Raw genomic sequence first — 19329 nt, 5'->3', positions numbered from 1 at the left:
TAAAATAGCGATTCTCTCTCTCGGGGCGATGCTGTTCTTCGGAACGACATCGCTCCGGGGACAGATGGCGCCCATCGTTCCGCGGGCTACATTGGACAGCCTTGCCCACCCCGCCACGGCCCCCGGAGGCGAAGCCTTGCATTTCGAATCGCAACGCATCGACGCCGGAGTTCTCGGCGAGGACGACGCACCGACGACCTACACGTTCCGTTGGTGCAACCAGGGCCGGAAGCCCATGATCATTACCCGCGTCGAAACCAGCTGCGGTTGCGCCCGGGCCTCTTTTTCCAAGGCCCCCGTCGCTCCAGGCAGCTGCACGGAGATCGCCGTCGCCTACCACCCCAAGGGCCGCCCCGGATACTTCCAGCGCAAGATTTTCGTCTATACGCAGTTGTCCGACAAACAGCCCTCCGCCGTACTCGAACTGACCGGACGCGTCACGCCCTCCGTGCTGCCCACCGCCGCCTACCCCTACGTCATGGGGTCGCTCCGGCTCAAGCAGCAGGCCATACGCATCGCCGGCACCCGGATACAGACCGAGCGCATCGAGTGTCTCAACGCCGGAGAGCAGCCCCTCGCGATCCGCGCCGACAGCCGCTTGCTGCCCGCCTACCTCCGCTTCGAATGCGACCCCGCGGTCATCGAGCCGGGCAAGAGGGCCGACCTGGTCATCCGGTTCGACCCGGCCCAGGCCCCGCAGACACTGCCTCGGCAGCTTCCCGTCATGCTCGAAGGGTTGCAGCTGCCGCCCGGACAACGGTCGTTGCGCATCCTCATCGGGGCGCAGGAGTAGCCGCGCACGTTCGACTTCCGTTCAACATTTGTTTTGATCGTTAAAAAATTCAACCATATGAAAAATCTCTTGAAGTTCGCTGTCCTCTCGTTGTTCCTCGCGTTCGCCGCGGCCTGCGACGACGACAAAACCGAAGGCACCGCATTCCTGCCGGTCAATTCCAACAACATCGCCGGCACTTGGCAGTTGGCCGAGTTCTCCGGCGAACCGCTGGCTGAAAATAGTTATGTCTACCTCAATCTGATCCGCAAGGATAACCTTTTCGAGATATACCAGAACCTCGATAGTTTCCAGACTCGGAAACTGACCGGACGTTACGCTCTCGTCGAGGACGCAGAACTCGGCACCATCATCCGGGGCATGTACGACCACGGTACGGGCGATTGGGCGCATCGTTACATCATCCGCGACCTCACGGCCGAGCGTATGGTGTGGATCGCCCAGGACGACCCCGAAGACGTTTCGATCTACGTTCGTTGCGCCGGCATCCCCGACGAAATTACCGGTCTGACCGAAGAATAGCCGAAAGCCAGGCAATCAAAAAATCCCTGCAACTTATATGTGTTGCAGGGATTTTCTTCATCCGGCGGCACCGCCATGAAGCCTCGCGTACCGAACCGGGCACTCCGCTCCGTTCTCCCGACTATCGGATGAACAGCAGTTCGCGGTACTTCGGCAGCGGCCAAATCTGGTCGTCGACGATTTCTTCCAGTTTGTCGATATGATGGCGGATTTCATCGAAGAACACCGCCACCGTGTCATGGTAGGCGATCGCCTTTTCGCGCTGGTCTTCAATGCGGTTCGCTTTCTTGCGCGCCTCCACCATCTCGTCCGTCAGTTTCTGGATCGCCGTCGTGTGATCCTGGATTTTCTTGATCAGGGCCACATCTGCCGCCGAACTCAGTTCCGGTATCTGCAATAGTTTGTATACCTTGTCCAACAGCAGCGCTTCGTATTTCGAGGCGATCGGCACAATATGATTCATCGCCAGGTCGCCCAGCACGCGGCCTTCGATCTGTATCTTCTTCGTGTAGGTCTCCCACTTCACTTCCGTGCGCGCTTCCAGTTCCACATGCGTGTAGACGCCCATGTCGGCGAACATCCGCAGCGATTCCTTGTCCAGATAGCGGTCGAACATCAGCGGCGTCGACGTCTCGCAGTCCAGGCCGCGCTTCTCCGCTTCCTGCTTCCACTCGTCCGAGTAGCCGTTGCCGTCGAAGCGGATCGCCTTGCACTCTTTGATCATCTTCTTGAGCACTTCGTAGATCGCCTTCTCCTTCTTCATGCCCGCCTCGATCTTCGCATCGACCGCTTGCTTGAAGTGCGTCAGTTCATCGGCCATCGCCGTGTTGAGCGTAATCATTGCCTCGGCACAGTTGTCCGACGACCCCACAGCGCGGAATTCGAAGCGGTTGCCGGTAAAGGCGAACGGCGAGGTGCGGTTGCGGTCGGTGTTGTCCAGCAGCAGTGTCGGGATGTGCGATATGCCGCTCATCTTGAAGACATTCTTCGCATCGAAGCGGATCGCGTCATCGCTTTTCGAGGCGGCCAGCTTGTCCAGCACGGCCGACACCTGCGACCCCAGGAACGTCGAGATAATCGCCGGCGGCGCTTCGTTGGCCCCCAGACGATGGGCGTTCGTCGCACTCATGATCGAAGCCTTGAGCAGCCCGTTGTGCTTGTACACGGCCGAAATGACATTTACCAGGAACGTGATGAACTGCAAGTTCTCCGACGCCGTTTTGCCCGGCCCCAGCAGGTTCACTCCTGTGTCCGTGCCCAGCGACCAGTTGTTGTGTTTGCCTGAGCCGTTGATCCCCTTGAAAGGTTTTTCGTGCAGCAACACCCGGAATTGATGGCGCCGCGCGATCTTGTCCATGATGGTCATCAGCAGCTGGTTGTGGTCGTTGGCCAAGTTGGCTTCCTCGTAAACCGGTGCCAGTTCGAACTGGTTGGGCGCCACCTCATTGTGGCGCGTCTTGACCGGAATGCCCAGCAGCAGGCATTCGTACTCCAGCTCTTTCATGAAGGCGATCACACGGGTGGGAATCGCCCCGAAATAGTGGTCTTCGAGCTGCTGGTTCTTCGCCGACTCGTGGCCCATGAGCGTGCGGCCCGTCAGCATCAGGTCGGGACGCACGGCCCACAGACTTTCGTCGACCAAGAAATATTCCTGCTCCCAGCCCAGATACGAATAGACTTTCTGCACGTTTTTGTCAAAATAGCGGCACACCTCCGTCGCCGCCTTGTCCACGGCCGTCAGCGACCGCAGCAAGGGCGCCTTGTAGTCCAGTGCCTCGCCCGTATAGGCGATGAACACCGTCGGAATGCAGAGCGTCGTATCTACGATGAACGCCGGCGAGGCCGGATCCCAGGCCGAATAACCACGCGCCTCGAACGTGTTGCGGATACCGCCGTTGGGAAACGACGACGCATCGGGTTCCTGCTGCACCAGCATCTTGCCCGAGAACTCCTCCAGCACGCCCCCGCAGCCGTCCGGCTCGGCAAAGGCGTCGTGTTTCTCGGCCGTGCCGCCCGTCAGAGGCTGGAACCAGTGGGTATAATGGTCGGCGCCATGCTCCAAGGCCCATTGCCGCATGCCGGCCGCCACGCTGTCGGCGATTTCGCGCGGCAGCGGCGTGCCGTTCTCCATGGTGTTGACCAGCGCTTCGAACGTGCGTTTGTCCAGATACTTGCGCATCGCGTCGCGTCCGAAAACCCGGGCACCGAAATAGTCCGACGGACGTCCTTCGGGCGCCTTCACTTCCACCGCCGTGTGGTTGATGGCCGCATCGACCATCTTGAATCTGAGTAGCGACATACTATGAATTTAAGGGTTAATAATATTCGTCATGCACCGACCCCGATCGGTCGACGGCTCCACAGGTTGCAGCAGATTGCCATCGGTGCGATCCGGTCGTTTTTCCACCCGGTTTCTTCCGACTGCAAATGTAATTATTTTCCGTTGTCGTTGGTTTTCCAAAAAAGCTATTTTTCAAGAAATCGCTTATTTTTTCATGCGTTTTCCGGAAAACAAGGGGTATTTTTTCACATTCCGGCTATTTTCTTACCCCATTTCACGAAAACACACCCTATTTTTTCGCTTACAGCTTGAAAAATCGGATTTTTGTATTTTACCGAAATCTAAAGTTATTTAGCACAATTTTCAACCGAACGACCTAAAACACCCATTCACTCGGCTGCGACCCGCTACCGCAGCACGCCCCTTCGATCCAAGCATGCCGCATCGGTACATTCCATCAATAAAATACGTATCTTTGCACCGGCCCCCTGCTCCCGACCGCCTATACCGCGCCGGAGCACCCGCCGCAAATCCCAGCCACCATGAATACCCAAGCCAAAGGTTACATCATAGGAGCCATTGCCGCAGCCACCTACGGCACCAATCCGCTTTTCGCCCTGCCGCTCTACGAAGCCGGCATGAACCCCGATTCGGTGCTGCTGTTCCGCTACCTTTTCGCTCTGCCCGTCCTGGGCTGCATGCTCAAGGTCCGCGGCCGCAGCTTCGGAGTCCAGCTCCAGGCACTTCCGCTCCTCACGGTCATGGGTCTGCTGGTCGCCGTTTCGTCGCTTACCCTCTTTTTGAGCTACACCTATATGGACGCAGGCATCGCGTCCACGCTGCTGTTCATCTATCCCGTGCTGGTAGCCTTGATCATGGCCGTCGGCTTCAAAGAAAAACTATCGCCTCTTACCGCGCTGTGCATTCTGTTAGCCGTAGGCGGTATAGCACTGCTCTATAAGGCCGGCGACGGTTCGACGCTCAGCCTCAAGGGCACCCTGCTGGTCTTCGCTTCGGCGCTCTCCTATGCGGTCTACATCGTCGCCGTGAAACAAACCCGGCTCAAAGAGATTCCCACGCTTACCGTGACTTTCTACGTCCTGCTCGCCGGGCTGGTGCTTTTTTTGTTCCGCGTCGACTTCGGACACTCGCTCATCCTCCCGGCGCAATGGTATCTGTGGGGCAACCTGGCGGCGCTCGCCCTCTTCCCGACCGCCATTTCGTTCCTCTGCACGACGGCCGCCATCCAGTACATCGGTTCCACACCCACGGCGATCCTCGGAGCCTTGGAACCCGTCACGGCCGTTTGCTTCGGCGTGGCGGTATTCGGCGAAAACCTCAGCATGCGCATCGCCTGCGGCATGGCGATGATCATCGTGGCCGTCACGCTGGTCATCGCGGGCAACAACATCGGCGCCAGCCTGACCTATTTCCGCAAACTCTTTCCCCGGCTCCGGGCCAACGGCGAACGCCCCTGAATGCCGGAATATCCGGGAAGCGTCCTGCGCCCATCTCCCAACCGATCGCATCAGAATACTTGGTTTCGAAATCCACCCCACCTGTTCATGGCACTAAAACATCCGCATTTGTTATTTTTATAACACATAAAGTTGTTTTCATAAATCGTTTGGTCTAAAATTTGCGGGGGGGGGAATTTTCGTATCTTTGCACCATCCGAACAATACGCTGGATGTTCGGAACTGGGATGAAGACGCAACTCACACCACTTTCGGGGCATCGTCCGGATTCGCTGAAGCGATCCGGACGATGTTTTTGAACCGCCCTCCGCAAAGCCGTATTTTTTCACTTCGAAAAATCATTTGTGCTGAAATTTTGCTACCTTTGCATCATAAAACCAATTTCCGATAAATCATGGAATTCGAAGGAACAGTCTACAAAATAATGCCCGTGACCAAAGGCACTTCGGCACGCGGCGACTGGCAGCGCCAGGATGTCGTGTTCGACTACAACGACGGCTCGACGTTCTCGCGCAAGATCTGCGTGACGTTCTTCAACCGGCCCGACGACGTGGCCAAACTGCGCGAAGGAAGCAGTTACAGCGTTTCGGTCAACGTCGAGTCGCGTGAATACAACGGCCGCTGGTACACCGACATCCGTGCCTGGAGGCTCCAGCCCAAGCAGGCCGAGGCCCCCGCGGCTCCGATGCCCGACATGCCGCCTTTGGTCGAAGAACCCTCCTATGCTTCGACGCCTGCGGCCGAGGTCGACGACCTGCCGTTCTGAACGGATCGTCTATCGCATGACAAACCCTTCGGACTTAAGTCCGAAGGGTTTTTACATATACCCCGCGGCCCTGCGGACAGCCCCCGGAGAAAAACGACCGAAAACAAAACCGGAAACTCCCAGCAGGCGTCCGAAACATCCGACATCCATCATTTCGGTATCGGTCGCGAAGTCCGACATTCTATTATCCGGCATCGGTCACAACGTTCGGCAGTATCTCCGACATCCAACATTTTTCTCACCATTCCGGCATCATGACCGTCCCGCCTCCATCCCGACCGAGAAAAAACGAAAGGCCGCCCTTTCGCAAGGGCGGCCTTTCGTTTCATCGTTTTCCAAGCCTTATTCTGCCGGTTGTTTCTCCGTTTCTGCCGGCGTTTCAGGTTCCGGTTTCTTGTAAGGGATCACATCGATCAACTCGACTTCGAACTCCAGCGCTTCGTTGGGGCCGATGTCGCGACCGGCTCCGCGCGAGCCGTAGGCCAGGTCGGCCGGAATCCAGAGCGTGATCTTGCCGCCCTTGCCGACCAGTTGCAAGCCTTCGGTCCAGCCCTTGATCACACGATTGAGCGGGAATTCCACCGGTTCGTCCTTGTCGTAGTCGTCGGGACGCTGCTGCTTGAGCATCTCCTGTTGTTGCTTGGTGCGGTTCTTGAAAATCGACGTGTCGAATACCTTGCCGTTGCGCGTACGGCCCGTATAGTGCACACGCACCACATCGCGGGGATCGGACGGGTGCAAGTTCTTGTCGCCGGTCTTCTTGACTTTGTACAGGAGACCCGATTCGGTCTTCTTCACACCCGATTTCTTAGCAACCTTCTCCAGCCATGCAGCCGAAGCCTCGGCGTTCTCGGCCGGCTGCTTTACCATGAAATAATACTGCAAATACTGGTTTACCTCGTCTTCGGTCATCTTGGGGTTCTTGTCGATGACGTTCTGCATCGCCTCGCCGATCCAAACCATCTGAATGGGCATACCGCTCTCCATGATGTTGAATCCGATGTCCGTACCGAATGCCGACGACACGGCGGCGCGCTCCTCCTCCGATTCGAACATCTCGGGATCGGCCGCAGGATACTCCACCTTGGTGGTGTCGCCCGATGCCAGGCGAATGCTGTCGGCCTCGGCGCGTTTCTTGGCGATGGTCTGCATGCGCTCGGGACGCTTGGTCATGAAGTAGTCGCGCAGCGTTTCGATCGCCGCCTCATGCGAAACCGAAGCCTTGCCCATGGCGGCTTCCGTCATGCTTTTTTCGATGGCCTTGTAGTCGAACGGCATGTCGCTCATCTGGTAAACGACCCCATAAGCGATGTTGGCGCCCAACGCATACGACAGCGTGTCGAAATCGGAAAGGCTGCCCATGCGAACCTGGTTTTTGCCGCCGCCGCAACAGCAGGCGGTCATCGTCGCAGCCGCAGCGAGCGCCGCGGCGAAAAGAATCTTTTTCATTGTTTTATTGTAGTTTAGATACGAATCGTAAATCGGAGCAAAGGTATAAAATAAACCCGAAATAAAAAAGCCCGGCACGAACTTGCGGCACAGAAACCGAAAAAACGTATGACCCGGCCCGCAAAATCCGCACACTCCGGCCGATCAGCGCAGATTGCTGCGCTGCGAGCGGACGGAATACTTCTCAACGTCGAGCAGTTCGATTCCATAAAAGAGCGTGGCGTTGGGAGCCACGCCCAATTCGGCGTCGCCCTCGGCTCCGTAGGCCGTCGCTGCCGGAAGCCAGGCTTCGATCCGCCCGCCCTTGCCGACAAGTTTCAGACTCTCGCGCACGCCCCTGCGCAAGTCGCCCAACGCACAGCGCAGCGTATCGCCCCGCTCGTAGGACGAATAGAGTTCCTTGCCGTCGGCCGTGCGGATGACGTAGCGGATCGCCACCGTGTCGCGGTCGGCCGCAGGCACCCGTCCCTGGTCGCCCACCTCGCCCACGGTGTAGGTAACGCCCGACGCCGTACGGGCGTATGCACGGTTGGATTTGGCGATGTCGGACAAAAACCGTTCCTCATAGGCCCGGGCTTTCTCCGGCAAGGCGTAGTTCATGTAGCGCAGATAGAAAGTCTCGGCTTCGGCCAACGACAACTTCGGCGCGCCGTTCATCGCATCGCGAATTCCCTCGCAAACGGCCGCCGCATTGATCGTCGAATCCATCCGCAGCAAGTTCATGCCGATGTTCATGCCGATCACATAAGCCACCGAATCGGTGTCGGCTTTCAATTTCACGCCGCTGCCCGACTGCCGCGAGCATGCGGCGGTCAGCAGCCCGAGGCAGACCAGCAGAGCTATCGACCGTCTCATTCCTGCGGCTGTTTTTTCGAGAACAACACGATCAGCACACTGCCCATGACGGCGGCGGCCGTCGAACCCATCAGAATGGCGATCTTGCCGCGGTCGATCAGTCCGGGATCGGTGTAGGCCAGCGAATCGACGAACAGCGACATCGTGAACCCGATACCGCCCAGGCAGGCCACGGCCAGCAGCATGCGCCACGATGCCCCCTCGGGCATGACAGCCATCTTGCTCTTGACGGCCAACCAGCTGGCGGCGAAGATGCCCAGGGGTTTGCCCACCAGAAGTCCGAAGAAGACACCCATGCCCACCGAGCCGATCTCGGGCGAGAAATGGAAGATGTTGATGTATTCGAGCGACGTGATCTCCACCCCGGCGTTGGCCAGCGCGAAAATCGGCATGATCAAGAATGTAACATAGGGAGCCAGAGCATGTTCCAGCCGATAGCTCATGCCTGCCGAGCGGGCGCCCAGACGGGTCATCTGGCGCAGATAGAAGCGGTGTTCCTCGTTGGGAAACTCCTCGTCCGACGCTTCGACCGCCAGCAGATGATCTTTCAGCCAACGCATCTTATGAATGAAATACTCCTTGCTGTAACGCGGTTCCATGGGTATGAGCAGCGCCATAGCCACACCCGAAAGGGTCGCATGCACGCCCGAATAATAGAAAAGGCCCCACACGACGACAGCCGGCAGCATGTAGAAGATCATGCGCTTCTCGCCCAACCGATAGATGACATAAACGCCCGCCATGACCAACAAAGCGATCAACAAGAGTCCCAGCTGCAATTCGCCGCCATAGAAGAAGGCGATGACCAGAATGGCGCCCAGGTCGTCGGCAATGGCCAGGGCCGTGAGGAAAATCTTGAGCGACACAGGCACCCGGTCGCCCAGCATCGAGAGGATGCCCACAGCGAAAGCGATGTCGGTCGCCGTAGGGATGCCCCATCCGTTGGCCGCGAAGGTACCGTGATTGAAAATGGCAAAGATCAAGGCCGGGCACAACATGCCGCCTGCCGCGGCCACCACCGGCAAGATCGCCTTGCGCATCGATGAAAGCTGCCCGTTGACCACTTCGCGCTTGATCTCCAACCCGACGGTAAAGAAGAAGATTACCATCAGGCAGTCGTTGATGAACTTCTCGACGGTCATTCCCTGCGGGAACGCCCAGTCGATCAACCCATTGGGCGAGTGCACGACCAGCGAAAGATCGGTCTCCAGAAAGTTGTGATAATACTCCTTGGTCATCGGAAGATTGGCCAACAGCATGGCGATTACCACACAGGCGAGCAGCACGACGCCGCCCGCCCAGGGAGCTTCCATAAAACCGCGGCTGCGCAGCGAGAGCTTGTGGCTGCCGCGCACCCAACGATACATTGAAAACAGACGCATACGATTATAATTTTAATACTTCTACTTTTTTTCTTTCGATTTCAGGGCCATGCCGCAAAGTTTCCACAGCACGCGGGCACCCGTGATGGCGTCGATCCGCTCCTCGCGGGCAGCCACGGTCTCCACCACATCGAACCCGATGATCCGGCGGCCCGAACGCACCGCCGTGTCGACCAGCCACATCGCCTTGTTGAAGCTCAGGCCTCCCGGCACCGGTGTGCCGGTGCGGGGGCAATGCTCGACGGAGAGTCCGTCGATGTCGAAGCTCACATAGATCTCCTGCGGCAGGCTCTCGACAATGCGGCGGCACTGCGCATCCCACGTCTCGCCCCGGAACTCCGCCGCAGCGAGCGACAGGTCGTCGAACAGCTCCACCCGCCCCGACGCCAGCGCCGTGCGGAGTTCCCCCTGGCTGAAGTCGCGCACGGCCACCTGGGCGATCTTCGCCGCCTGCGGCACGTCGCGCAGCACATTGAACATGATCGAGGCATGCGAGAACTCGAACCCCTCGTAGGCTTCGCGCAAGTCGCAATGGGCATCGATATGCAGAATTCCGAAACGCTCATGACGTTCGCCTAACGCGCGGATCAGTCCGTAGGAGGTCGAATGGTCACCGCCCACCAGCCCCACGATCTTGCCCTGGGCCAGCCAGTGGCGGGCCTGCGCTTCGATGTTGGCGTTCATGGCGGCGCATCCTTCGTTTACCCGGCGGATCTTCCGGGCCACGCTGTCGTCGTCGGCCGAACCGCCCCGTTCGAGGTGGTCGATTACCTTCACGGCATCGCTGCGCAGCCGCTGCGACTCCTCCTGCAACGAATAATCGACATCGGCCGTCGCGATTCCCCGCCGCCAGGCATCGGGCGAAAGCGGATCGTAGAAATCCAGTTGCGTCGACGCCTCGATGACCGCATCGGGGCCGTAGGCCGTGCCCGCGCCATAGGAAACCGTCACGTCCCACGGGGCCGAAATCAGCACCAGGGCGGCCTCCTCCGGCTCGAAAGGAAGCCCGAAATAGGTTCCGGTGTCCACGCCGACGCCGTCGGGATCGAAAGCATGCGAATCTGCCATAGGAACAAAGTAATAGGGACAACAAAGATACACATTTTTTGTTTTTTTCTATCTTTGCGCGGAGAAACATCGCCCGGAAAGCATCCGACCGTGCGCGCCGATGTGCGCCGGCGCCCTTGCCGCAAAACCTCCGCCCCGGGAAAGACGAACCCGATCTTCGCATCTGCACGACCATGAAAAATATCGCACCTCCGATACCTGCCCGTCCCACGATCGTCGTCGACAGCGCCATCCCCTTTCTGGAGGGCGTTCTCGAACCGTGGGCCGATGTGCGCCGCATCCCCGGTTCGCGCATCGCGCCCGACGACGTGCGCGAGGCCGACACGCTCATCGTCCGCACCCGCACCCGCTGCGACGCCAGGCTGCTGGCCGGCTCGCGCGTGCGTCTGGTAGCCACGGCGACCATCGGGTTCGACCACATCGACACGGCTTGGTGCGCGGCGCACGGCATCCGGGTCGAGACGGCCGCCGGCTGCAATGCCCGGGGCGTACTGCAATGGGTAGCCGCCGTGTTGGCCTGCCTCGCCCGCCGCGACGGCTGGCGGCCCGACGAAAAGACGCTGGGCATCGTCGGAGTAGGACATGTCGGCTCGCTCGTCAAGCAATATGCCGAGCTGTGGGGCTTCCGCGTCGTCTGCTGCGACCCTCCGCGCGAGACGCGCGAACACTGCGGCTTCCTGCCGCTGCCGGCGGTCGCCCGCGAAGCCGACCTGCTGACGTTCCATGTGCCGCTCGATGCCACGACGCGTCGCATGGCCGACGCAGCGCTTTTCCGCAGTATGAAACCCGGTGCCGCAGTCATCAATTCGTCCCGCGGCGAAGTGATCGACGGACAGGCTCTCTTGGCGAGCGGTGTGACCTGCGCGCTCGACGTGTGGGAGCACGAGCCGCAGATCGACCCGGCGCTGCTGGCCCATGCGACGCTGGCCACACCTCATATCGCCGGCTACTCCGAGCAGGGCAAGGCCACAGCCACAGCCATGGCCGTCGCGGCCGCAGCCCGCATGCTGGAGCTTCCCCTCGCCGGCTGGTACCCGCCCCAAGCGGCTCCGCCGGCCCCGCGCCCGATAACGTGGCCGGAACTTTGCACCTCCATCGGCCGGGCTTTCGATATCGAAGCCCAGAACCGCGCACTGAAAGCCCGTCCGGAGGATTTCGAACGCATGCGCGATGAATATGCCTATCGGCGCGAATACTTTTAAATAGTTTTTTCGTACTTTTGCGCCCGTCGATCGTCAAACCAAGCTATGTATCGTCGAATCATCAGACCTATTCTGTTCGCGCTCACCATCGAGCGGGCGCACCGCATGGTGATGTGGCTGCTGCGTTTCATCGGCCTGCTCCCGGGAGGCCGGTGGCTGCTGGGCAAATGCTACGCCGTGAAACATCCGTCGCTCGAACGCGAAGTCTTCGGCCTGCGCTTCAACAACCCGGTGGGTCTGGCCGCCGGCTTCGACCGCTGCGGCGAGGCGCTCCGCGAATGGACGGCCCTGGGCTTCGGATTCGTCGAGATCGGCACCCTCACGCCGCGGCCCCAGCCGGGAAATCCGCGGCCCCGCGTCTTCCGGCTGCCCAAAGACCGGGCGATCATCCACCGCACGGGCCTGGCCAACCGCGGCCTGCAAACGGCCATCCGCCACCTGCGCCGCCCCCACCCGGGCGTGATCGTAGGCTGCAACATCGGCCGCAACACCTCCACTCCGCCCGAAAACGCCACCGAAGACTACCTGAAGCTCTTCCGCAACCTCTACCAGTATGCCGACTACTTTACCGTGAACATCGGCTGCGGCAACATCTGCAACGAAGCCGACCAGGACATCCGCGGGCAGGTCTTGCAGATTCTCGACCCGCTTTTCGACTTCCGCCGCGGGCAGAACCACTACCGGCCCATCATGCTGAAGATCTCGCCCGACATGGACGATGCGACGATCGACACGGTAACCGACATCCTCATCGAAACGCCGCTCGACGGCATCGTGGCCGTGACCGGCACCCGCAGCCGCGACCAGCTGCACACCGATGCCGCGGCCGTAGCCAAAATCGGCATGGGCAACCTCAGCGGCGAGCCGCTGACCCGCCGGGCCATCGAGATCGTCCGCCGCATCCACTCGCGCTCGGGCGGCACCTATCCCATCATCGGCGTGGGCGGCCTGATGAACGCCGACGACGTGCGCGCCATGCTCGCGGCCGGCGCCGACCTGGTACAACTCTATACAGGATTCATCTACGAAGGCCCCGACCTGGCCGGCAACATCTGCCGGGCCTTGATCGCCGATGCCGAAGCGGCGCAAGCCGCCGAAACGGGTACGGCCCAAACCGCCCCTGCCGACGAATCCCAGCTCCCCGCCTCGCAAGCCCCCGCAGAAGCCCGGCAGCCCGAGCACTCCGACCTCTAATCCGCTTCGCATGAAAGCCACCATCATCACGATCGGCGACGAAATCCTCATCGGCCAGATCGTCGACACCAACTCGGTCTCCATCGCCCGGCATCTCAACGCCGCAGGCATCGTCGTGCACGAAAAAGCCTCGATCGGCGACGACCGCACACAGATCGTCGACACGCTCGACCGGGCGCTCGCCGCCTCGCAGGTCGTTATCATCACGGGAGGATTAGGCCCCACCAAGGACGACATTACCAAGAAGACGCTCGCCGAGACCTTCGGCAGCCGCCTGGTCGACTACCCGACCGTCGCCGCCCATGTCGAACGGATGCTCGCCCAACGCGGCATTGCATTCAACGAGCTGAATCGCTCGCAGGCCCTCGTGCCGGAGTGCTGCACCGTGCTTTTCAACGCCCACGGCACGGCACCCGGCATGTGGTTCGAGCGCCAGGGACGCATCGTGGTGTCGCTGCCCGGCGTGCCGTTCGAAATGGAGCACCTCATGCAAGACGAAGTGATGCCGCGCCTCAAGGCCCGTTTTGCGCTCAAAAGCATCGTCCACCGCACGCTCATCACGTCAGGACTCGCCGAATCGATGCTCGCCGAGCGCATCGAAGCCTGGGAGAACGCCCTGCCGCCCTATCTGAAGCTGGCCTACCTGCCCGATCCCGGTTCCGTGCGGCTCCGCCTCTCGGCCTACGAAGTCGAGGGCGAGCGCGTCTCGCAGGAGATCGAACAGCAGTTCGCGACGCTCCGCACGCTGATCCCCGAACACGTCGTCGGATTCGAAACAGCCACCGTCCAAGAGCTGATCCACAACCGCCTGACCGAGCGGCGCCAGACCCTCGCCACGGCCGAGAGCTGCACGGGCGGCACCATCGCGGCACGCTTCACGGCCATGCCCGGCGCCTCGGCCTATTTTCTGTGCGGCGTGGTAAGTTACAGCAACGAAGCCAAAATCGACGTCCTGGGCGTCGACCCCGCAGTTCTCGAACGCCACGGAGCCGTCAGCGAGCAGGTCGCCCGCCAGATGGCCGAGGGAGCGCGCCGCATTGCCGGAGCGGACTTCGCCGTAGCGACGACCGGCATCGCCGGGCCGACGGGAGGTTCGGATGCAAAACCCGTGGGCACGGTCTGGATCGCCGTGGCCACGCCCCGCGGCACGGTCGCCGTGCGGAAACAGTGCGGCACCGACCGCGGTCAGATCATCGACCGGGCGTCGTCGTATGCCATCGCCCTGCTGCGCGAACAGCTGACCGCAGAATAACGCAACGCCCAACAATCCAGCAACCCGGTTTCGGCCCCCTTACCCCCGCAGCCCGGCGTCAGCTCCCGCACCCCAACAACGCCCCGCGACTTACCCTAATAGTCCACTCTGGCGCTCCACCCGGTTCGGCCCCTCATCCGAAGCCGGCAGACAACACCGCGAAAGATGGTTTTTCGTCGATCCTTTGCTATTTCTCAAAAAATAGCGTATATTTGCATCCCGTTTTATGCGGATTTTAACCAAAAAATCAAACAACCAATGAAAGTTTGCGAAATCACAGGCAAGGTGGCGATCGTGGGCAACAACGTCTCCCACTCGCACCACAAGACCAAGCGCAAATTCAGTCCCAATCTGAAAACCAAGCGCTTCTGGTCGGAGCAGGAGGGTCGCTGGATCACGCTCAAGGTGACGGCCGCCGGCATGAAAACCATCAACAAGAAAGGCTTGGAGGTAGCTCTCCGCGAAGCCGCAGCCCCCAAAACCGTTTACTAAAAATCAATCGTCACAATGGCTAAGAAAGGCAATCGCGTGCAAGTCATCCTCGAATGCACCGAGCAGAAAGAAAGCGGTGTGGCAGGCATGTCCCGCTACATTACCACCAAGAACAAGAAGAACACCCCCGACCGTCTGGAGCGCCGCAAGTACAACCCGTTCCTCAAGCGCGTCACTGTTCACCGTGAAATCAAATAGTTTTAGCACACCATGGCAAAGAAAGTAGTCGCAACACTGAAAACCGGCACGGGTAAGAACTTTACCAAGTGCATCAAGATGGTCAAATCGGAGAAGACCGGCGCCTATATGTTCAAGGAAGGCATCATCCCCAACGACCAGGTAAAGGAATTCTTCGCTGACGAGAAGAAATAGTATTTTAAGAGCCGGACTCTTAAATACAAAGGGCATCCCGCGGGATGCCCTTTGTATTTATATTCCGGACAGCGATGGAAACAGCAGCCTCGCAGCCCCTTGCCTTCCCATCGTCCCCGTTTCAGAATCGGTGTACGGCCCGCACCAGAAACCGGTTGTGCTTCGGAATCGGCTGCGAATAGGGCGGCTCCAGATCCATATGGGTCGTGTAGGCATGGTCGGCATCCTGCTCGGTCGAGGTAAAATAGTAGACCATGCGATCCATCCGCTTGCCGCCGTGCTCCCGCAGCGTGTCGTTGAACCGGTTGCGAGCCTTGCGGTCATAGCGCGTGCGCGAACCGCCGTTGTAGCAATGTCCGGCGACCAACATTTCGTCGATCGAAGGCAGATACCACCCTTCGCCCAGCCCGCGGCACCATTCGAAAGCCGGGAAGTCGGCCCACGACAGTCCATGCGCAGCAATGTAGCGTTCCAAAGTCTCCATATTCGCCATGCCGTCTTTCAGGTCGTCGGCCCCCGTCGCAAAAGCATCCGCCTTGCGGAAAACGCACCACGGAAGCATGATTTCGTCGAGCGAGATTATCGTTCCGTGCCATCCGTCCTCCTCGACCTGGAACACCACGCCCCGCACATCGCCGCGCTCGTAGTAGTCGCCCACTTCATACTGTCGCGGCGCCGGGGATGCCGTCGAACCCGAAGTCGAACCCGGCTCCGTGCCTGGTGCGGATGACATAGATTTCGGTGCCGGCAGTTCGTAAACTTCCTCCTCGCCGTTAGCATAGCGGATCGCATGAATGTCGGCCGTGGGCAGTACATAGGTAGGCCCGTCGGGGTTGGAGAAGCGTTTGTAGCGCACCTCCGAGGGCGAGACCTCCGTTACCCGGGCTTCGATGCGCGACGAATCGCGCTTGACAATCAAATCCTGCGCCAATACGGAAGCGGTTCCGCACACGCAGGCCAACACCAAAAATACTCTTTTCTTCATCATAATATTACGAATGATCGGGCCGGCGATAGCACATGAAGTCATCGTGCGCCGCCGGAGCATATTTTACAAAGATAACGTTTTTTTTCAGACTTTCTTATTATCTTTCTATCTTTGCAAAACAGATACCCCCAGGGGACTATTTCAAAAGATTATGGCTTTTTTCGATATTTTCAAAAAGAAATCCGACACTCCGGCTCCCGCACAACCCGAGGTCGCACAACACGAGCAGAAGGAACTCAGCGCCGGTCTGGAGAAGACCAAAGCAGGACTTTTTTCGAAACTGACGCGCGCCGTGGCCGGCCGCTCGACCGTCGACGCCGATCTGCTCGACGAGTTGGAAGAGGTGCTCATTACCTCCGACGTCGGCGTGGAGACCACCGTCAAGATCATTCGCCGCATCGAGGAGCGCGCCGCCCGCGACAAATACATGAACGCCTCCGAGTTGCAAACCATCCTGCGCCAGGAGATCGCCGCCCTGCTGGAGGAGGCGCACGGCTCGGCCGAGCACTTCGGTCTCGACACCCGGCCCGGCGAACCCTATGTAGTGATGGTCGTAGGAGTCAACGGGGCCGGCAAGACCACCACCATCGGCAAACTCGCCGCCCAGCTTGCCAAGACTGGGCGCAAGGTCTGGATCGGCGCCGCCGACACGTTCCGCGCCGCCGCCATCGACCAGCTCAAGGTGTGGGCCGACCGCGCCGGCGCCACGATGATCCGCCAGGAGATGGGTTCCGACCCCGCCTCGGTGGCTTTCGACACGCTCACTTCGGCCAAAGCCAACGGCGCCGACGTAGTGCTCATCGACACGGCCGGACGCCTGCACAACAAGGTAGGGCTGATGAACGAGCTGACCAAAATCCGAAACGTCATGGCCAAAGTGATCCCCGGCGCACCGCATGAGGTCATGCTCGTGCTCGACGGCTCGACCGGGCAGAACGCTTTCGAACAGGCCAAGCAGTTCACTCAGGCCACGCAAGTTACCTCGCTGGCTATTACCAAGCTCGACGGCACGGCCAAAGGCGGCGTGGTAATCGGCATCAGCGACCGCTTCCGCGTGCCGGTGCGCTACATCGGCATCGGCGAGGGCATCGACCAGTTGAAGATGTTCGACCGCCGAGCATTCGTCGACGCTTTGTTCGGCAAGGAGGAAAACTGACCCGCAGCATGAAGAAGATCAACGTCATCACTCTCGGGTGTTCCAAGAATACGGTCGACAGCGAGCACCTCATGGCCCGGCTGGCGGCCGCCGGCTACGAGGTCATGTTCGACAGCGACCGCACCGACGCCAAAACCGTGGTCGTCAACACCTGCGGATTCATCGGCGATGCCAAGCAGGAGTCGATCGATATGATTCTCCGGGCCGCCGAAGCAAAAAAGGCGGGGCGCATCGAGCGGCTCTTCGTCATCGGCTGTCTCTCCGAGCGCTATGCCGACGAGCTGCGGGCCGAAATCCCCGAGGTCGACGACTACTTCGGCGCCCGCACCTGGGAGGGCATCGTTCGCGCCTTGGGCGCTGCCGACGACGCGGCGCTGGCCACCGAACGGCACCTCACAACGCCGCGCCACTACGCCTGCCTCAAGATTTCGGAGGGCTGCAACTGGAAATGCGGCTACTGCGCCATTCCGCTCATCCGCGGGCCGCACGTCTCCGTCCCCATGGAGGTGCTCGAAGAGGAGGCCCGCAAGTTGGCCGCCCAGGGCGTCCGCGAGCTGCTCGTCATCGCCCAGGACACCACCTACTACGGCATCGACCTCTACGGCAAACGTATGCTGGCCGAGCTGCTGCGCCGGCTCTGCCGCATCGACGGCATCGAGTGGCTGCGTCTCCACTATGCCTACCCGGCCGGCTTCCCCGACGAGGTGATCGAAACGATGGCCTCGGAACCCAAAATCTGCAAATACCTCGACATCCCGTTCCAACATATCGCCGACAATCAGTTGTCGGCCATGCTGCGCCGCCACACCAAGGCCGAGGCGATGGAGCTGATCGACAAGTTGCGGCACGCGATCCCCGACCTGGCGCTGCGCACGACCCTGCTGGTCGGTTATCCGGGCGAAAGCGACGCCGACTTCGCCGAACTGGAGGAGTTCGTCCGCGCAGTGCGCTTCGAGCGGCTCGGGGTTTTCGCCTACTCCGAGGAGGAGGGCACCCATTCGGCACTCCGGCTGCGCGACGACATCCCCGAAGCGGTCAAGCAGCAACGGGTCGAGCGGATCATGGCCCTGCAACGCGAAATCGCGCTGGAGAACAACCGCCGCCGCGTGGGACGCACCGAACGGACGATCATCGATTCGCGGCAGGGCGACTTCTACGTGGGGCGCACCCAATACGACTCGCCCGAAGTCGATCAGGAAGTGTTGATTCCGGCTGCCGGACGACGGCTGCAACGCGGCCGTTTCTACCCGGTGCGCATGACCTCGGCGGCCGACTACGACCTCTACGGCGAGGTCGTCGCAAAATAAAATTTGCGTATTCCCGTTCTTTTTCGTACCTTTGAGAGGGAAACGCAATCCGGACGCCAGTCATGACCGACAAAAGCGTGATCGAAAATATCGAGACCCGGACCCGGCGGCTCATCGAGGAGCACCGCCGTCTCAAGGGACTTTGCGCGGAACTGACGGCCCAGCGCGACGCGCTGCGCGACGAAAACCGAACGCTCGAAAGACGCATCCGCGAACTCGATGCCGAGGTGGCGCGCATGCAGCTGACCGAGGGGCTGGCGGGCGGAAGCAGCAACCGGGACAAAGCGAGGGCACGCGTCAACCAACTTATGCGGGAGGTGGACAAGTGTCTGGCCTTGCTCGAACGTTCGGGACAAGAAACGCAGGAGAGGGCCGCACAGCCGCAGGAACCGGCGCCCGAAGTTGAAGAAGATTGAGAAAATACATTGACGCCCAGCCCTAAAACGGCTAAAAAACGAGAGACGGAACGAACATGGCCAAGCAGGCGATAACGCTGAAAATAGCAGGCAGAAGCTACCCGTTCTCCATCGAGAGCGAAAAGGAAGAGGTCTACCGTCTGGCCGAACGCGAGGTAAACGGTTTTCTGGCATTGATCAAACAGCAGAACATCCGCAACTGGGGCGAGCAGGACTATCTCTCGATGACGGCGCTCAAGTTCGCCATCGCCAACGTGGCCGCGCGGCTGAGCCGCGAGCCGGACGACGACGACCTGGGGCGGCTGGAGCGGCTCGACGAAGAACTCGACGCCTACCTCAACACTTTGGAGGGGTAA

The 19329-nt window shown here is 60.2% G+C and carries 20 protein-coding genes; 14 read left to right on the top strand and 6 right to left on the bottom strand.

What is annotated here, in order from left to right:
• Positions 1–28 precede the first annotated feature (28 nt).
• Together QZ298_RS06655 and QZ298_RS06650 are read left to right on the top strand one after the other, a co-directional pair.
• Positions 29–793 (top strand): DUF1573 domain-containing protein, encoded by a 765-nt coding sequence (locus tag QZ298_RS06655; RefSeq protein ID WP_296007059.1) that lies wholly within the window; start codon positions 29–31, stop codon positions 791–793.
• 57 nt (positions 794–850) lie between these two features.
• Positions 851–1315, top strand: a complete 465-nt coding sequence (locus QZ298_RS06650; protein ID WP_296007055.1) for a lipocalin family protein — start codon at positions 851–853, stop codon at positions 1313–1315.
• Between the two features lie 121 nt (positions 1316–1436).
• Here QZ298_RS06650 and QZ298_RS06645 read toward each other — a convergent pair whose 3' ends face one another.
• Positions 1437–3614, bottom strand: coding sequence for a glutamine synthetase III (locus QZ298_RS06645; RefSeq protein ID WP_296007053.1), 2178 nt, complete (start codon positions 3612–3614; stop codon positions 1437–1439).
• A 524-nt stretch (positions 3615–4138) separates the two neighbouring features.
• Here QZ298_RS06645 and QZ298_RS06640 point away from each other — a divergent pair.
• Both QZ298_RS06640 and QZ298_RS06635 read left to right on the top strand, forming a co-directional pair.
• A complete protein-coding gene (locus tag QZ298_RS06640) occupies positions 4139–5074 on the top strand; it encodes a DMT family transporter (protein WP_296007050.1) in 936 nt (311 codons plus the stop codon).
• A 394-nt stretch (positions 5075–5468) separates the two neighbouring features.
• Positions 5469–5840 (top strand): DUF3127 domain-containing protein, encoded by a 372-nt coding sequence (locus QZ298_RS06635; protein ID WP_296007048.1) that lies wholly within the window; start codon positions 5469–5471, stop codon positions 5838–5840.
• A 342-nt stretch (positions 5841–6182) separates the two neighbouring features.
• On the opposite strand, the gene QZ298_RS06630 is transcribed toward QZ298_RS06635, so the two are convergent.
• From QZ298_RS06630 to QZ298_RS06615, 4 genes are all read right to left on the bottom strand, one after another.
• Positions 6183–7289, bottom strand: coding sequence for an FKBP-type peptidyl-prolyl cis-trans isomerase (locus QZ298_RS06630; RefSeq protein ID WP_296007045.1), 1107 nt, complete (start codon positions 7287–7289; stop codon positions 6183–6185).
• Positions 7290–7433: 144 nt separating this feature from the next.
• The gene (locus QZ298_RS06625; protein WP_296007043.1) at positions 7434–8144 is read right to left on the bottom strand and encodes an FKBP-type peptidyl-prolyl cis-trans isomerase; all 711 of its coding nucleotides are present in this window, start codon (positions 8142–8144) and stop codon (positions 7434–7436) included.
• Positions 8141–9526, bottom strand: coding sequence for a Na+/H+ antiporter NhaA (nhaA, locus tag QZ298_RS06620; RefSeq protein WP_296007040.1), 1386 nt, complete (start codon positions 9524–9526; stop codon positions 8141–8143). Before nhaA ends, QZ298_RS06625 begins: the two co-directional genes overlap by 4 nt.
• A gap of 21 nt (positions 9527–9547) precedes the next feature.
• Complete coding sequence (locus QZ298_RS06615; RefSeq protein ID WP_296007038.1) at positions 9548–10594, bottom strand: agmatinase family protein; 1047 nt, start codon at positions 10592–10594, stop codon at positions 9548–9550.
• A gap of 173 nt (positions 10595–10767) precedes the next feature.
• Here QZ298_RS06615 and QZ298_RS06610 point away from each other — a divergent pair, with 173 nt between their 5' ends.
• From QZ298_RS06610 to QZ298_RS06585, 6 genes are all read left to right on the top strand, one after another.
• Positions 10768–11796: a 4-phosphoerythronate dehydrogenase gene (locus tag QZ298_RS06610; protein ID WP_296007035.1), complete on the top strand. Its 1029-nt coding sequence runs from the start codon at positions 10768–10770 to the stop codon at positions 11794–11796.
• Between the two features lie 45 nt (positions 11797–11841).
• A complete protein-coding gene (locus QZ298_RS06605) occupies positions 11842–12990 on the top strand; it encodes a quinone-dependent dihydroorotate dehydrogenase (protein ID WP_296007031.1) in 1149 nt (382 codons plus the stop codon).
• Positions 12991–13000: 10 nt separating this feature from the next.
• A complete protein-coding gene (locus tag QZ298_RS06600; RefSeq protein ID WP_296007029.1) occupies positions 13001–14242 on the top strand; it encodes a competence/damage-inducible protein A in 1242 nt (413 codons plus the stop codon).
• Positions 14243–14500: 258 nt separating this feature from the next.
• Positions 14501–14734: a 50S ribosomal protein L28 gene (rpmB, locus tag QZ298_RS06595; RefSeq protein WP_296007024.1), complete on the top strand. Its 234-nt coding sequence runs from the start codon at positions 14501–14503 to the stop codon at positions 14732–14734.
• Between the two features lie 15 nt (positions 14735–14749).
• A complete protein-coding gene (gene rpmG, locus QZ298_RS06590) occupies positions 14750–14932 on the top strand; it encodes a 50S ribosomal protein L33 (RefSeq protein ID WP_091536047.1) in 183 nt (60 codons plus the stop codon).
• A 12-nt stretch (positions 14933–14944) separates the two neighbouring features.
• A complete protein-coding gene (locus tag QZ298_RS06585; RefSeq protein WP_296007020.1) occupies positions 14945–15106 on the top strand; it encodes a DUF4295 domain-containing protein in 162 nt (53 codons plus the stop codon).
• A gap of 121 nt (positions 15107–15227) precedes the next feature.
• On the opposite strand, the gene QZ298_RS06580 is transcribed toward QZ298_RS06585, so the two are convergent.
• Positions 15228–16094 carry a hypothetical protein gene (locus QZ298_RS06580; RefSeq protein ID WP_296007017.1) on the bottom strand — a complete coding sequence of 289 codons (867 nt, stop codon included), beginning with the start codon at positions 16092–16094 and terminating at the stop codon, positions 15228–15230.
• 151 nt (positions 16095–16245) lie between these two features.
• Here QZ298_RS06580 and ftsY point away from each other — a divergent pair, with 151 nt between their 5' ends.
• The 4 genes from ftsY to QZ298_RS06560 all read left to right on the top strand — a co-directional run bounded on the left by ftsY (position 16246) and on the right by QZ298_RS06560 (position 19329).
• Positions 16246–17250, top strand: a complete 1005-nt coding sequence (ftsY, locus tag QZ298_RS06575) for a signal recognition particle-docking protein FtsY (protein WP_296007014.1) — start codon at positions 16246–16248, stop codon at positions 17248–17250.
• Positions 17251–17258: 8 nt separating this feature from the next.
• Positions 17259–18557 carry a 30S ribosomal protein S12 methylthiotransferase RimO gene (gene rimO / locus QZ298_RS06570; protein ID WP_296007012.1) on the top strand — a complete coding sequence of 433 codons (1299 nt, stop codon included), beginning with the start codon at positions 17259–17261 and terminating at the stop codon, positions 18555–18557.
• Between the two features lie 62 nt (positions 18558–18619).
• Entirely contained in the window at positions 18620–18973 is a 354-nt protein-coding gene (locus QZ298_RS06565) for a hypothetical protein (protein WP_296007008.1), read from the top strand.
• A gap of 56 nt (positions 18974–19029) precedes the next feature.
• On the top strand, positions 19030–19329 hold the full coding sequence (locus QZ298_RS06560; protein WP_296007005.1) for a cell division protein ZapA: 300 nt from the start codon (positions 19030–19032) through the stop codon (positions 19327–19329).

Origin of the sequence: uncultured Alistipes sp., from assembly GCF_910580175.1 — a bacterium.
GTDB lineage: Bacteria > Bacteroidota > Bacteroidia > Bacteroidales > Rikenellaceae > Alistipes.
This window is presented reverse-complemented; position numbering and strand designations above follow the sequence as displayed.